Origin of the sequence: Acinetobacter sp. CIP 102529 (assembly GCF_000368325.1) — a bacterium.
Classification (GTDB): Bacteria; Pseudomonadota; Gammaproteobacteria; order Pseudomonadales; family Moraxellaceae; genus Acinetobacter; species Acinetobacter parvus.
The window spans coordinates 1,084,250-1,098,576 of the sequence record NZ_KB849355.1; the positions used below are offsets into that span (position 1 = coordinate 1,084,250).

The 14,327-nt window shown below is 41.3% G+C and carries 13 protein-coding genes and 1 pseudogene; 7 read left to right on the forward strand and 7 right to left on the reverse strand.

Annotated elements, in window-relative coordinates; genetic code table 11:
- From F972_RS10450 to F972_RS10460, 3 genes and pseudogenes are all read left to right on the forward strand, one after another.
- Nucleotides 1-202: pseudogene (locus F972_RS10450) on the forward strand (IS4 family transposase); the annotation flags it as partial.
- Nucleotides 203-493: 291 nt separating this feature from the next.
- Complete coding sequence (locus F972_RS10455) at nucleotides 494-1,459, forward strand: hypothetical protein (RefSeq protein WP_004769695.1); 966 nt, start codon at nucleotides 494-496, stop codon at nucleotides 1,457-1,459.
- A gap of 14 nt (nucleotides 1,460-1,473) precedes the next feature.
- Nucleotides 1,474-2,016 carry a GTP-binding protein gene (locus F972_RS10460; protein WP_004769697.1) on the forward strand — a complete coding sequence of 181 codons (543 nt, stop codon included), beginning with the start codon at nucleotides 1,474-1,476 and terminating at the stop codon, nucleotides 2,014-2,016.
- A 5-nt stretch (nucleotides 2,017-2,021) separates the two neighbouring features.
- On the opposite strand, the gene F972_RS10465 is transcribed toward F972_RS10460, so the two are convergent.
- Nucleotides 2,022-2,822 (reverse strand): sulfite exporter TauE/SafE family protein, encoded by an 801-nt coding sequence (locus F972_RS10465; protein WP_004761868.1) that lies wholly within the window; start codon nucleotides 2,820-2,822, stop codon nucleotides 2,022-2,024.
- A gap of 6 nt (nucleotides 2,823-2,828) precedes the next feature.
- Between F972_RS10465 and F972_RS10470 the strand changes: the two genes are divergently transcribed.
- The gene (locus tag F972_RS10470) at nucleotides 2,829-3,605 is read left to right on the forward strand and encodes a biotin--[acetyl-CoA-carboxylase] ligase (RefSeq protein ID WP_004769701.1); all 777 of its coding nucleotides are present in this window, start codon (nucleotides 2,829-2,831) and stop codon (nucleotides 3,603-3,605) included.
- 14 nt (nucleotides 3,606-3,619) lie between these two features.
- Nucleotides 3,620-4,363, forward strand: a complete 744-nt coding sequence (locus tag F972_RS10475) for a pantothenate kinase (RefSeq protein ID WP_004769703.1) — start codon at nucleotides 3,620-3,622, stop codon at nucleotides 4,361-4,363.
- 294 nt (nucleotides 4,364-4,657) lie between these two features.
- On the opposite strand, the gene ffh is transcribed toward F972_RS10475, so the two are convergent.
- Nucleotides 4,658-6,064, reverse strand: coding sequence for a signal recognition particle protein (ffh, locus tag F972_RS10480; protein WP_004682913.1), 1,407 nt, complete (start codon nucleotides 6,062-6,064; stop codon nucleotides 4,658-4,660).
- Nucleotides 6,065-6,210: 146 nt separating this feature from the next.
- On the opposite strand from ffh, the gene F972_RS10485 reads away from it, so the two are divergent.
- Entirely contained in the window at nucleotides 6,211-7,020 is an 810-nt protein-coding gene (locus tag F972_RS10485; RefSeq protein ID WP_004682914.1) for a cytochrome C assembly family protein, read from the forward strand.
- Between the two features lie 77 nt (nucleotides 7,021-7,097).
- Nucleotides 7,098-8,024: a tRNA dihydrouridine synthase gene (locus F972_RS10490; protein ID WP_212749515.1), complete on the forward strand. Its 927-nt coding sequence runs from the start codon at nucleotides 7,098-7,100 to the stop codon at nucleotides 8,022-8,024.
- A gap of 2 nt (nucleotides 8,025-8,026) precedes the next feature.
- Here F972_RS10490 and F972_RS10495 read toward each other — a convergent pair whose 3' ends face one another.
- The 5 genes from F972_RS10495 to F972_RS10515 all read right to left on the reverse strand — a co-directional run bounded on the left by F972_RS10495 (nucleotide 8,027) and on the right by F972_RS10515 (nucleotide 14,136).
- Complete coding sequence (locus F972_RS10495) at nucleotides 8,027-8,629, reverse strand: Uma2 family endonuclease (protein WP_004682918.1); 603 nt, start codon at nucleotides 8,627-8,629, stop codon at nucleotides 8,027-8,029.
- Nucleotides 8,630-8,730: 101 nt separating this feature from the next.
- Complete coding sequence (locus F972_RS10500; RefSeq protein WP_004682920.1) at nucleotides 8,731-9,780, reverse strand: DUF6160 family protein; 1,050 nt, start codon at nucleotides 9,778-9,780, stop codon at nucleotides 8,731-8,733.
- Between the two features lie 159 nt (nucleotides 9,781-9,939).
- A complete protein-coding gene (locus tag F972_RS10505; protein ID WP_004769707.1) occupies nucleotides 9,940-12,306 on the reverse strand; it encodes a DUF6160 family protein in 2,367 nt (788 codons plus the stop codon).
- A 26-nt stretch (nucleotides 12,307-12,332) separates the two neighbouring features.
- Nucleotides 12,333-13,076 carry a hypothetical protein gene (locus F972_RS10510; RefSeq protein ID WP_004682923.1) on the reverse strand — a complete coding sequence of 248 codons (744 nt, stop codon included), beginning with the start codon at nucleotides 13,074-13,076 and terminating at the stop codon, nucleotides 12,333-12,335.
- Nucleotides 13,077-13,086: 10 nt separating this feature from the next.
- Nucleotides 13,087-14,136 carry a hypothetical protein gene (locus tag F972_RS10515; RefSeq protein WP_004757302.1) on the reverse strand — a complete coding sequence of 350 codons (1,050 nt, stop codon included), beginning with the start codon at nucleotides 14,134-14,136 and terminating at the stop codon, nucleotides 13,087-13,089.
- Between the last annotated feature and the right edge of the window lie 191 nt (nucleotides 14,137-14,327).

Here is a 14,327-nt window from a genome sequence, read left to right on the forward strand (position 1 = left end):
AACGGGTGAATGGCAACATAATCAAAAAAAAGCGATAAAAATAAAGAAGCATGGACGACTCTCAATGAGTTTATTTCGCTATGGTTTAGACTATGTTCAAATGGCGATTCAGCATTTAATTGGTTTTGGGAAAAAAGAAGAGTTTAAGGAAATTTTGGCAATTTTAAGAAAGCAGAATCCTGATAGGATAAGGGTTCTGTGAAATTTGTCGTGTACAGAGATAAATTCTATATCATTGTCTAACAATTTTATTGCTTTTTAAGTCAATCGAATGATAAAAACAATATTTTAAGGAAATATTTGGTTAAAAATTTAAATTCCTTATGTTTAAGATCAATGAGTTAAGCTTACGAAATTGCGCTAACCGAATATCTGAAAATTAATTTATTTACCAAAAATCTATTGATATGAATCACATAAAATAATATATTCCACAAACACAAGCACGCTTTTATTAATTTTACTGAATTGCTCAGCAATTATGAGTAGCATTATGAGTCTTCATCAGGCTGTCAATATCGCAATTTTTGGGCTCAGTCTCAGAACATTAAATGAATTAAAAGAACATATACAAACTGCTATTCCTAGTCATATCCAACTCAATTGGAGCAATATTGCTGAACCACATCTCGATATTTTGATGATCAATCATATCTTTTTTGATTCACCGAATATCAAAAGCTTAATCAAAAATAACCATATTAATGTTCTACAAATTGCCAATAATGCTGATAAAAATAGTTTAATCGAAGATGACATTCTATATCTACCATTGAATCATCTTCAATCACTACATCAATGGCTAAATGAGCGCTTAGCTAAAAATGCTGCGATAGAGAAAGTATCCCCAGCTCAAGCAACGAATACTACAATTCATCGGAAACAAATCAGGGAAGTTCTACAAGAAATCCTCAATCCTAAAAATGGCAAAATTCAGTTGTTTGATCACAATGGTTTAATTGCAATTGCAGACCCTCGTAACGAATGGGTTTGGCAAAATCCGATGCTACAAACATTACATACAGATCCAAGCTTAAATTACACCTACGCCACACAAAATGACCAACTTTGGATCACAGAGACACCACAACAAGATTTAAAACAATGGTTGTGGAATTTACTTTGGGCATCAAAAGATTTTAATGAACTTTGCCCCCCCTCTGCATCAAGTTTCTATTTAGAAATTTGGCCACAGCCAAAAAACAGGATTGATCGTCAGGACATTTTGCGAATGTCAGCCTGTTTTGCCCAAGGTGCAAAGATTGATACCGTTGCAGCCCAACTAAATCTTTCTGAACAAAAGGTAAGACATTTCGTTGCTGCCTGTTTGGGTACAAATTTCGGAAAACTCATCAAGGATCGGGAAGCAAAATATAGCCCTCAAATCCAGAAAAATGAGACTGAACAACATTTTATGCAAAAGCTGTTTGGCCGCTTGCGTAACCGTTTAGGCTTTTGATTAGGGACAAACTTATGATTTTACATCAATATAAAATTGTCTTTGGCGGAACCATGGGTTCAGGGAAGTCGACCGCCATCCAAACGTTATCAGAAATTGAGGTATTGAGTACCGAGGCACTGAATACCGATACCGAATCCCATGAAAAGCTACTCACCACGGTGGGCATTGATTATGGCGAGCTGACACTGGAAGATGGAGTAAAGGTCGGTTTATACGGCACGCCAGGACAGGACCGTTTTGATTTTATCTGGGCGGTGATTTGTAAGGGTGCGATTGGAACCATTGTCATGATTGACCACACCGCAGAAAATCCACTAATTGACCTAGAGCAGTATGTGCAGGCATTCCAGCCTTTTGGCAACAATATTGTGATTGCCGTTACCCATATTGACCGTAAGCCAGAACGCACCCTGTCCATCTATCGGGATTGGCTGAAAGCGAGAGAACTGAACTACCCACTGTTCTTTGTCGATGCACGGCAACAAGATGATGTATTGCTTCTGGTTGAAACCCTGATTGCAAACGTTGAAGTGCATTATGGACTGGTGAATTAAAGGGCCTACATCAGCCCTTTATAAATGAAATAACAGCCAACCACTACCAGCAAACCTGCAAAGCATTTTTTCAACATTGCGGGAGATAGGCGATGTGCGACTTTGGCACCAAATTTAGCCGTGATAAAACTCATCACGCTGATCCCAAGAAAAGCATAGATATGCACATAGCCAATGGTATTTGGAACATCAATCTGCTCTTTGGCACCAAACCACATAAAACCTAAGGCCCCAGCCACAGCGATTGGAAGGCCACAGGCTGCTGAAGTAGCCACCGCCTTTTGCATCACCACGCCATGACGGTTCAGGTAAGGTACGGTTAAACTGCCGCCGCCAATCCCAAAAATGGCAGAAGCCACCCCAATTCCCCCACCTGCAACAAACTGCAAGGGTGGTGATGGCAAATGACGATTTGCATCAACAAGCACATGTGCGCCTCTAAACATCTTATACGCCATCCATACCGCAAAAACACCGATCACTAGTTGCAAATGCTGGCCTGACATAAGATCGGCAATTCCAGCCCCCATAAATGAGCCCAGCACCAATCCTGGCGCCAAATTACGGAACACCTGCCACAACACCGCACCTTTTTTATGATGTGCCATCACTGAGCTGATTGAGGTCACAATAATGGTGGCTAGGGATGTCCCCACGGCAACATGCATAATCACATTCGCGTCATAATTCATTTGAGTAAAGACGATATATAAAATTGGCACAATAATTAGGCCACCACCCACCCCAAACAAACCTGCAGTAAATCCAGCAATTGCGCCAATCAGCAAATATATGATTAACTCCATAAACACATGACCACTCTACTTGTAAAAATGATGGATGATTTCGCAATCTGCCAGTTACAGCAATTACTCAACGCAAAAAATCAGTTTCCCGAAGTGGTTTTATTAAAAACCACCACCACATCGACCAATGATGATATGCGTGAAATTGCACAAAAAGGCATTAGCACAGGATTGGTATGCAGCGCACAGCAGACTCAGGGTCGTGGTCAGCACCAGCGACAATGGGTCTCTCCTGAAGGAAACGTTTATTTAAGCACACTGATTCAAAGCAAGACAGCACTGGATGGTCGCCTCGCTCTTGAAGTTGCATTAAATATTCTACAAATACCAAGCTTGCAAGGCTTAAACTTACAGGTTAAATGGCCAAATGACCTGTATAGCCTCCAAGGCAAATGGGGTGGGATTTTGGTAGAGCCTTTCTCCGCGAATCAAGCTATTGTTGGTGTTGGCATCAATCTCAATACGCCACCTGTTGAGAATGCAGACCAGCCCATCACCTCATTGCATATGCTGGGTTTGCATCAAATCGAGCGTCTGAGCTTGATTGCCGAACTGTATACTGCCATCCAGCAGGCAGCACAATGGTTTGAACATGGCAGCTACAATCTGGCTGAACGTTTTAACCATCATGCCATTTGGCTAAATCAGCAGGTGGAATTTGAACATGCCCAAGGCAAGCTTCAGGGACGTTTTCAGGGTATCTCGAATGATGGTGCTGTCATCATTAAAACTGATCAAGCACAGCAGTTTTATCAAGGTCGCCTACGTCTGGCTGAAATTTGAGAAATCGTTATCTTATGAAAAGTTTATGGCTTGATATTGGCAATACACGGCTAAAATACTGGGTCACTGAAAATGACCAAGTGCTTGAGCACGCGGCTGAACTTCATCTACAGTCCCCCGCAGATTTACTCCTAGGTTTGATCCAGCATTTTCGCCATCAACAGTTCAGTCGGGTGGGTATTTCCTCAGTGCTGGATGCAGAAAACAACCAGCGTATTCAAATGATTCTGGCTGTTCTGGATATTCCGATTATCTTTGCAAAGGTTCATGCAGAATATGCTGGCCTGCAATGCGGCTATGATGTGCCAAGCCAACTTGGGATTGACCGCTGGTTACAGGTCTTGGCGGTGGCAAAACCGAACGAAAATTTTTGTGTGATCGGCTGTGGTACAGCATTAACCATTGATCTGGTTGAGGGGTTACAACATTTAGGTGGCTATATTTTGCCAAACCTGTATTTGCAACGAGATTCACTCATTCAAAATACCAAAGGTATTAAAATTCCTGATTCCGCTTTTGATAATCTAAAGCCTGGACACAACACAGTTGATGCTGTCCATCATGGGATTCTGCTGGGCCTGATCAGCACCATTGACCAGATTATGCATCACTCTCCTAAACACCTGATCTTAACAGGCGGTGATGCCAACTTGTTTGCCAAATTTTTGGGACATTACCAGCCGCAGATTGAACCTGATTTATTGCTAAAGGGTTTAAAACACTATGTTCAGCTCAGTTCCACTTTAAGTAGGCTTTGAAGCGTCTGTAATATATGCCGCTTAAGCCACATTCAGATTTTTAAGTTATTCTTCCAGCCAGCCATACCAATGCTGGTCTGGATCGGCATGTTCACAATGTATGATAAACACTTTATTTTTAGAAAAATGCGACATAATTAATAATATTTCCAAATATAAAACAAATATTTAGCATCAATACTCTTATGTTGGGATTTTATCTAATGTTGATTTTTTGTATTAAATTTATACACTTATTGATTTAAACTAAAAAATAAAAAGGCGCATTAAGCGCCTTTTCAAAACTGAAAACGATTATTTCTTTGGTTCATTGTTGCCAAATAATGGTCCCATATTGCCACCACCAAACTGTTTCTGCATATTGCCAAGTGATTTCAACATTTTGCTCATACCCGATGGATTGGCAAACTTCTTCATCATTTTTGCCATTTGCGCCTGTTGCTTCATCAGTTTATTCACTTCGGCAACATCCATACCGCAACCTGCGGCAATACGCTTTTTACGGCTGGCATTGATTAGGTCTGGATTACGGCGCTCTTTGACGGTCATGGACTGGATAATGGCTTCCATACGCTTGACCTGCTTTTCAGGGTTTGCTTGTGCAATCGCATCCTGAATGCCCGAATTGCTCATACCTGGTAGCTTGTCCAGAAAGCTCATCATACCGCCCATCTTGCTCATTTGCTCAAACTGCATCAGCATATCTTCAAAATTGAAAGTTCCGCCTTTTTGCAGTTTTTTCGCCATTTTTTCGGCTTTTTCTTTGTCGATTTTGCGTTCAACTTCTTCGACCAAAGAAAGTACGTCACCCATACCCAAGATACGTTGTGCAACACGATCTGGATGGAATGGCTCAAGTGCATCTAGTTTTTCACCGATACCTAAGAACTTGATCGGTTTACCTGTAATCGCACGAACAGAAAGTGCAGCACCACCACGTGCATCACCATCCGTTTTGGTAAGAATCACGCCCGTTAAAGCCAGAGCATCGTTAAACGCTTTTGCTGTGTTAGCCGCATCCTGACCTGTCATTGCATCGACAACGAATAAAGTTTCGGTCGGTTTCACCGCAGCATGTAATTCTTTAATCTCATCCATCATGTCTTCATCGACATGCAGACGTCCTGCGGTATCGACAATTAAAACATCAGCAAACTGGATTTTAGCTTGTTCAATGGCACGATTCACAATATCAATTGGCTTTTCAGATGCTTCTGATGGAATGAAACCCACTCCAACTTCATTCGATACTGTTTCTAACTGCTTAATTGCCGCTGGACGATAGACATCAGCAGAAACCGTCATTACTTTTTTCTTTTGGCGCTCTTTCAGAAAACGCGCTAATTTTGCGGCAGTTGTTGTTTTACCTGCACCTTGCAAACCTGCAAGTAACACCACCACAGGCGGCTTTGCGCTTAAATCTAAAGTCTCGTTGGCCTCACCCATCATCTTGGTGAGTTCATCATAGACAATCTTGACAAATGCCTGACCTGGGGAAAGCTGAGTCATCACTTCCTGCCCAAGCGCCTCTTCCTTAACTTTCGCAATAAACTCACGAGTTACAGGTAACGCCACATCGGCTTCAAGAAGTGCCATACGTACTTCACGTAAGGTATCTTTAATATTGTCTTCGGTCAGCTGCCCTGAGCCAGTAACATTTCTTAAACTCTGTGTGAGTCGTTCTGTTAAGGTATCAAACATTGCGAAATCCGCTTAAAATGGCTAGTTGCAAAAAATCTTTCTTAAAATAGAAAATTTATGCATAGAATGCTATAGGATACTGTAGTTCGAAGCGAATTTATATCTTATATGGTGAATATTATTCATCCTCCTCAAAAAGGTTTGACATGATCAGTCTCCCCTTGGTTTACACAATTTTGGCACTTGTTGCATATACCAGTTCCTTTTGGTATTTGTTTATCCACCTAATGTCAAAACGTACCCCAAATCTCTGGTGCTATGGTCTTGTTGTCAGCTTTGGAGTGGTCCTGCACGGCGCTATACTGTATCGGGACATGATGACACCAATGGGAGTAAATTATGATGTGTTTAACCTGATTTCTTTTACTTCGGGACTAATGCTGGCACTCAGTTTAATTTTAAGTTTAATTCGACCAATCTTACCATTAAATTTAATTGGCACTCCTGTTGCCGCAATTGGTTTAATTTTAGGATATGCTTTTAGTCAACCGAATCAAGTGATTGAACGACATTCCGTTGGACTGGATTTACACATTATCTTATCCCTTTCCGCCTATGCTGTTTTGTTAATGGCAACCATTCAGGCGGTATTGCTCTGGTTTCAGGACAGGGAACTGAAAAAGAAACAAAAAAAACGCATTTGGGTCAACCTCTTACCTCCTTTTCAAATCATGGAATCCCTGCTGTTCGACTTGATCATCACAGGTTTTGGTTTACTCACTGCTGCACTTCTCTTTGGCTTTTTTACAATTGATAACTTCTTTGCCCAGCACCTTGCACATAAAACCGCTTTTAGTATTATTTCATGGTTTTTATATGGTGCACTTTTAATTGGGCATTACAAATTTGGTTGGCGCGGACGTAAAGCAATTCGCTTTACCATTACAGGTTTTGTCCTGCTTGCAATTGGTTTTATCGGCAGTAAATTTGTTTTAGAAATGATTTTAGGCCGCTAAATTCAGACATCCTAAAACACTGGACAGCCTATCTTAAAATGCGTATAACGCTGTTTTTGCTTTACTAGGTAATGACCGTGAAACTTATCCTCGCCCCAATGGAAGGTCTGACTGATCCAATCATGCGTGATGTGCTCACCCATGTTGGCAGTTTTGATTGGTGCGTGACCGAGTTTATTCGTATTACCGAAAGCATTCTGCCAGAGCATGTGTATTATGGCTTCTGCCCAGAATTAAAAACTGATGGTAAAACCGCAGCGGGTACACCTGTGCATGTGCAGTTTCTTGGAAACAATCCAGAGATGTTGGCCGCCAATGCCGGGAAAGTTGTGGAATTGGGCGCACCAGCCATTGATTTAAATTTTGGCTGTCCTGCCAAAACGGTCAACCGTCATCGTGGTGGTTCTGTCTTACTGGATGAGCCAGAAACAGTACACCAACTGGTAAAAGCTGTTCGTGATGCTGTTCCTGCACATATTCCCGTTTCAGCAAAAATGCGCCTTGGTTATTTAGACGAGAACCACACCCTCGATAATGCGCATGCCATAGAAGATGCTGGCGCAAGTTGGCTTACAGTGCATGCACGGACCAAAGCCGATGGTTATACCCCACCCGCCTACTGGGAAAAAATTCAGCCGATTACTGCAGCACTAAAAATCAATGTCATTGCCAATGGTGAAATCTGGAATAATGCAGATGCCAAAGCATGCTTGCAACAATCACATTGCCAAGACATCATGTTGGGACGTGGTGCAGTCACCACGCCAGATTTAACCTTATGTATCCGTCAGAATAAGGATCGAGCTGTTTTGTCATGGCAGGATTTGGTTGAGTTGCAACAACGCTTTTTAAATGGTCAATTTAAAACCGAAGTCGGAATGATTGGGCGTTATAAACAATGGCTGGGTATGATGAGCAAAGCCTATCCAGAAGCGCAAGCGCTTTGGAATCAGGTGAAAAAAATGAAACAGCTAGAAGATATTCTACAACAATTACACCGTTAGTTTTATAAATCAAGCTGTTGCTGTTGTTTTTTTCCCCACCATGCCAACATATCTTCATTCTTAACTTGGCGATAAATATCTTCAACTGAAGCAGTTAAATCAATTGAATGAAACGTAATATCATCGCCTAAATAATAAACTGACTGTTGCCAGCGATTGTCCTGATCTCGTGACCAAAACTCAATTTCAACAAAGTCCTGTTCAATCATGACATATTCTTTTAAAGTCGAAATCTGAAAATAGGCTAGGCGTTTGTCGGTCTTGTCACGCTGACGAGTGGATTTTGATAAAACTTCAACGATAATACTTGGTTTTTCAACAAAGTAGTCCGTCTCTTCATTGCTACAATCCACCATGACATCTGGATAAAAGTATTTTTGATCAATTTTAACTTTCATGTCTGATGCATAGGTTTGGCAAGGCTTTCCCAGTAAATGATTTGCCAATATTCTAAACATTTCGCCTGTAATTAGATTGTGATATTTATGTGCTCCACCCAAGGCATAGATTTCACCATCAATATATTCATGACGAATATCCGACAGCAACTCAGCCTCTAGGTAATCCTGTTCACTGATCAGATCATATTTTTTTGCAACTGGCATGCGTATTTCCGTTCATCAAAATAGATTGACCTCAAACATTTACCACTTTTTAAGCATAAAAAAAAGCGACCGAAGCCGCTTTGGAAAACTGCGCATTTAATTTACATACCACTGACACGCATTTTTAAATTAGTTGCAGAAACACCTACTGCACCAATATTGCCAAGTGAGCCATTTTGCAAACCATTAAAAATATTGGAATTTAAATTCCCTACAGGAATTTCATCTCCCATCTTTATATTATTTAAGGATAGATTGAGTTTATCTGAAGTGCCTGTATTACCAAATACCACAGCGCCAGGAATACTACCTGCGCCAGCTTCAATACCTGCATAGAAGCCATTCAAAGAGAAACCGTTAGCATCTTTGCCAGACATTTGTAAATCAAACTTCAAACCTGTTGTTTCAGAAACAAGGTTAAATGAACAACCATTCGGCTGTGTGGTGGTTGGGGCACAAACTGAATCAATTGCGCCATCCAACATTACTAAATGACCCTGTGGAGAAGCTCCAAGTTGAATATTCATACGTGGTTTATTGGTGGTAATAAATTTAACATCAATATTATTGCTCACACGCAATAACTCTTTAATGTTGGCAGACTTAAGTGTTGTACCTGTACTAAAAATAGAGTGTTGTGTGTAGTCTGACCCCACTAAAGTAGAGATCGCGTGTTTGGTAGAATCGCCAGGATCATATTGATCTGGTGTCAAATAAACCGAGAATGGACGGATTCGTAGACCATTTACATCACTTCCCAAAGTCAAGGCAACATTGGCGAATGCACCATTTGTGCCTGTGCCTGCATCAGAGTCTATGACGGCTTTAAATAATTCAGACGAACTATTTTGAATGGAACCATTTGCATTAAATGTTTGCACAAAATCAATACCAATATTAGCAGGCCCACCTGGACTAGTAGCCATCACTAAAGCCGCTTTCCCTGGTAAAGTTGCATCTGGATTGCTAAAGCCGTCATTATCAATAATTGCAGCTTGTTTAAAGTCAATCTTAGAAATATTTACACTTACGGTCAGACCGTCTTGACCTGTCATAGCAGAAAGACTTTGATCGTCAAGGGGTTGCATTGCCATCGCCATAGGGGAGAGCAATAAAAGCGATAAACATCCTAGTTTTTTGTTTTTTAGCATTGCCCTAATCCATAGACAAATGTTTAAAATATGACCTGTAGTCTAGCATAGTTCAAGTCGATGGCAACTTTAAAAAGATAAATGGCTTTAAGTTTAGTTCAAACACCCTCACTCTTTATATTCCATGCATTTGAAAATCCCCACGCATGGAAAAGCAATTTAGTGTGGGGTAATATTAAAGTTACTGGTAATTTTACCACCTGTAAAGACCATTTCACCCAACCGTTGTGCATTGCCTGGAACCCCTCCTGTCGCTGGGTATAAATTAAAATCTTTAATTCGCAACACACCTGCGGCATCTTTATTTGGGTTAATAGTAAAGGCAGTATTAAAATCGACATTGTCCTTGTGGATTTTAATTTGGTTGCTAAAACCAAGCTTCCCTGTAATATTGTCTAAACCAATAATAGAACCGTCAACAGGCTCTACTATTTGCACCGCGCCGCTGGTTAAATTTAAATTACCATCGAAACTAATAAAGTTGCTTTCAGCGGTTGTGCCACCTGGCACCATGGTCATGTCAACACTGCCTGCCATGCGTAAACGCAAGCCAAATAAGACATCTTTAGTTGTTAAAAAACCATCAATAGGTGCATATTTTGCAGTACCACCCAGTGAAGTTTTATATTGCGACCCTGGTAAATAACCCACCGCAACCTGACCTGCCGCAGCAAACATAAAGTCTGGAATGTTTAGGTTTAACGACCCGTTTTCCATACCAATACTACCGTAGCCTTTCAACAACATATCAATATTACGCACGCCAATATAATAGTTAATTGGGTCACCCGCAGGGTCAGCATTTCTGACTTTTGTTGTTGCATCAAAACTCGTAGGACTATACTTTTTACCATCAATCAATAAAATTGAAGTTGTTTTACTACCATCTGCACTGACGCCTTGAGTCGTCATACCAAGTGAAAAACCTAAACGTTGTGCATTTTCAACCGCTGCTGAACCGTAAGGCTTACCTGTGAAGGTTGTGCCATAAATTGCGAGATTACTGTTGAGGTTATAAAACGGCAGTCCCAAGCCCCATGTTCCCGTTGTTGCCTGAGTGCTTGATGGGTCATTGCTCGTGTCGCCATCATTATAAATCTTTTGATCGGCAATAAACTCAGTATGGCGTGATAAAGCCTGAAAGTCTGTTCCTCGTGTCGCAACAACCACAGCATTCGGGTTAGCCCCTGTGGCACTATGCACAAGCTGCTTATAATCATCCGATATTGTCAGCTTTCCAGCTAGAAATGGTGCTGCATTTAACGCCGAGTTTTCTGGCAAAGCCAAGCGTTTGGTGTTGGCAAGGTTGACATACACATTGCCCGAATCGAAATAAGCAGCATCTGGGTTGAAAGCCCCACCATTATTCTGTTTACGAATCAGCAACGGACTAAAATTGCTAAATTGTAATGCATAGGCATTGTCACCGCCATGACCAAGCTCTAACGTAGTTGGGTTACTGCCGTCATTGGTAAAGTCGGCTTTTACTCGCATGGCAATGCCCGAACTGCCCATAATATTTGCCGTACTTGCAACATCTGCAGCCGAATATGCTTTACCTAAAATGGCACCATTGGTATCTGTAGCACCGTTAGTCCCTCGAATGGTTAAACTGGCATTTTTTAAGCGACCCGATGCACCAACACGAATCATACCCGAAGTGTTATCTACGTTATAAGTCGTTTTACCGTTGATATTGCCTGAGTTTTTCTTTGCAACAAAGTCAATGTTTAGACCTGGTTTTGAGTTCCATGCTTTCAATCCATCGGTCGCACATGATGCGGCATCTGTACAAACGCGATTTAAATCAAAATAACCTGATGTACCCGTACCTGAACCTGGCTCTGTACTTAAAACAAGGCCTTTGATTGGGTCAACATACATATAACCCTGACCTTTCACATTGAAGTTAAAGCCTTTCAAAATAAGTTGGTTAATGGTTGAAGAAAGCGGCTGGGCAGTATTTTCCAAATTACTTAAGTAAATATTGACATCTACCCATGAAATTTCAGCGGTGGATAAACTGGTCGGGCTAAATAAACCATCTTGGGTAATAAAATGCAGAGTTGCGTCTTTAGTCGATTGGACAGTTAAACCAAATGGGCTTTGACCACAGTTATTACCCGCAGCATCACAAATTTTAAAGGCATCTGCGGCAATGGTGCCATAACGAGACACAATGCTTAAGTCCACACCTGCTTTTCCTGTGCCTGTGTCTGAACCTGCATTGATTTTAAACGTTGTGCCAATATGATCTGTTGGACTATTTTTGGTAATCGAGATGCCATCGGCATAGGCACGCAATGGAGTATTTGACCCACCAACATTGTCTTCCCAATACAGGTGGTCGATGTTTAGACTGTCGTATTGAGTATCCAACATAATACCGTCTTGCGCATTGACCGCACGTAAGTCTTGCTCGTTCAGTGCCTGCATGGCATAAACGGAGCTTTGTGCTGCACATAAACTCATCGCCAAAGCAGTCAGGCGAAATACAGGCAGTTGGCGGTTTTTGTTATTTTTCATTTCTATCCTCCATGAATCGAATTGAATTAGCAACGTTTCATTGATCCATCACAACTAAACACTTTTAAGTTACCTTGTAATGCCAAATTGCCATTCATCATCATTCCCATAAAACCTGTTTCACGTCCTTGGTCATAAACCGAAGTTGTGACCTTAATATTTGTACCTGCTGTAGCACCGTACTTATCGGCATTTAAATAACCTGGAACATTTCCTGTCCCTTCATTTGCAACCGTATCGGTTTCAATCGACAGAGCATTAAACCCAAAGTTGCGAATTTTAATTGGGTTAGCCGCTTTAAATGACACTTGCAAGGCCGCTTTAATTTGGTCGGGTGTACCCGTCATATTTGCATCGGAACTATACAATAAGTCTGTACCATCGATATCGACTTTTTGCAGTTGAATACTCCCCTGTATGCCTTTAAAAACAAGCCATTGTTTTTTACCCAAATCTGCCGCAGTACCCGCACTACCATCTGGTTTACGAATAGTACCAGTGGCATCTATATACGAACCGTTGTCATAACGGTTATTAGAAGAAACGGCAAAACGACAAAAGCGCAAGTCTGCACAGGTGTCGGTATCAAATGTATAAACACCAGAACCAGCAGTGGTTTCTTTTTGATTCAGCCGCAAAGTCCAATCAATAGTGGCCGCACTCGCCTGCCCTTCAACCTGTTGTAACTGCTGATTATTTAAACTTTGCAAGTCTGCATGGGCAGCACCAAACACCAACAACAAAGCAGAAAACAATATATTTTTTTTCATGGTTTTCTCCTTATAGTCCTTTGGTGGTGATTTTCATGTGCTGAATCAGCACACCATCAATCACGGCAGACCCGAGGTTTACCGCATTGAGTGGTACAAAATTAGTTGGGACTGTTGGTGTTGCTGCCTGATTGGCCAATGCACTAGTACCCGATAAAATATTGGTTGTTCTTGCTGTGCTACCCTGAGTACCTAACCAAGTATCTAAATTATTGTCAGTTGTTGTGACAAACGGCAGGGTTGTTGAACCTATATTTACTTGTCCAGTAGCAGGATTGTATACCCAGTTACGGTTATTGGTTGCACTATAATAAGTACAGTCAGTATCAGCCCCACACAGCCCAGCAGCAGTTTGATTGTGTCTCCATGTGTATCCAGTTCCATTCGCCACGGGGTAATCGTAGTTCGTACTAGAAGAAGGGTAGTTCGTACCAGCAGAAGCATCTTGAGTAACAATCTCATTCACAACAGTCGCACCATATTGCCACTGATTTAAAGTACCAGTCGCATTATTTCCACCCAAACCACAAGTAAAAGTCACAGCAGGCGTATCACAATAATACCGCCATGTTTTATCACTATTATTCATTCTCTTTACATAGTCCGCCTGTGTCGTAGTGGCATAAGTAATATTTGTCGCTGTACCTGTAGTGGTCGTTCCCTGCGCCGCTGCCAGATCACCAAATGACACCCCAATTGCATCAGCTCCTTTATAGGCGGTCACCAATAATGGTGTTTTATTTGTTCCAGTATTTACAGGGGCGGTGTATACCGTTGAACCGATGGTAATGCTACTATGGGTAGCATTTACACTGTTTCCATTACCTGCTCCCCCGCACCAATAAACACTACAGGTTCCGCCTTTATATGCTGCATCTGCACCTGTATAGTCGGTATAAATTTGCTTATAGACATTTTCTTGATTCGGGATACGGGTCAGTTCTATGACCAAATTGTTGCCATTTACCCCGAAGATCAATGGTTGCCATTGCGTACCCAACACAAGATTGATGTTCGGGTTATATAAAAATAAACCTTCAGTATCTGCAAAGGTTGGCATGGTCCCACCATTAATTGCAGGCGTAGATAATAAACCCTGTGTTGTACCTTTTTCTTGTGTACTAGGACTTACGCATTGACGGATTCAAAAAAGTATTAAAATAGTTTATAAAGTATCTGTGATCAGACGAACTAAACATGCTTCTACAGCAACTTGTACATTACCCATTTATATGGGCTTTCTCATGACAG

Excerpts from the sequence above, each read along its gene's own strand:
- F972_RS10510 (WP_004682923.1), bottom strand. The coding sequence starts at position 13,076 with ATGAAAAAAAATATATTGTTTTCTGCTTTGTTGTTGGTGTTTGGTGCT.
- F972_RS10515 (WP_004757302.1), bottom strand. The coding sequence starts at position 14,136 with ATGCCAACCTTTGCAGATACTGAAGGTTTATTTTTATATAACCCGAAC.
- F972_RS10485 (WP_004682914.1), top strand. The coding sequence starts at position 6,211 with ATGATCAGTCTCCCCTTGGTTTACACAATTTTGGCACTTGTTGCATAT.
- F972_RS10470 (WP_004769701.1), top strand. The coding sequence starts at position 2,829 with ATGACCACTCTACTTGTAAAAATGATGGATGATTTCGCAATCTGCCAG.
- F972_RS10475 (WP_004769703.1), top strand. The coding sequence starts at position 3,620 with ATGAAAAGTTTATGGCTTGATATTGGCAATACACGGCTAAAATACTGG.
- F972_RS10465 (WP_004761868.1), bottom strand. The coding sequence starts at position 2,822 with ATGGAGTTAATCATATATTTGCTGATTGGCGCAATTGCTGGATTTACT.
- ffh (WP_004682913.1), bottom strand. The coding sequence starts at position 6,064 with ATGTTTGATACCTTAACAGAACGACTCACACAGAGTTTAAGAAATGTT.
- F972_RS10495 (WP_004682918.1), bottom strand. The coding sequence starts at position 8,629 with ATGCCAGTTGCAAAAAAATATGATCTGATCAGTGAACAGGATTACCTA.
- F972_RS10455 (WP_004769695.1), top strand. The coding sequence starts at position 494 with ATGAGTCTTCATCAGGCTGTCAATATCGCAATTTTTGGGCTCAGTCTC.
- F972_RS10460 (WP_004769697.1), top strand. The coding sequence starts at position 1,474 with ATGATTTTACATCAATATAAAATTGTCTTTGGCGGAACCATGGGTTCA.
- F972_RS10505 (WP_004769707.1), bottom strand. The coding sequence starts at position 12,306 with ATGAAAAATAACAAAAACCGCCAACTGCCTGTATTTCGCCTGACTGCT.
- F972_RS10500 (WP_004682920.1), bottom strand. The coding sequence starts at position 9,780 with ATGCTAAAAAACAAAAAACTAGGATGTTTATCGCTTTTATTGCTCTCC.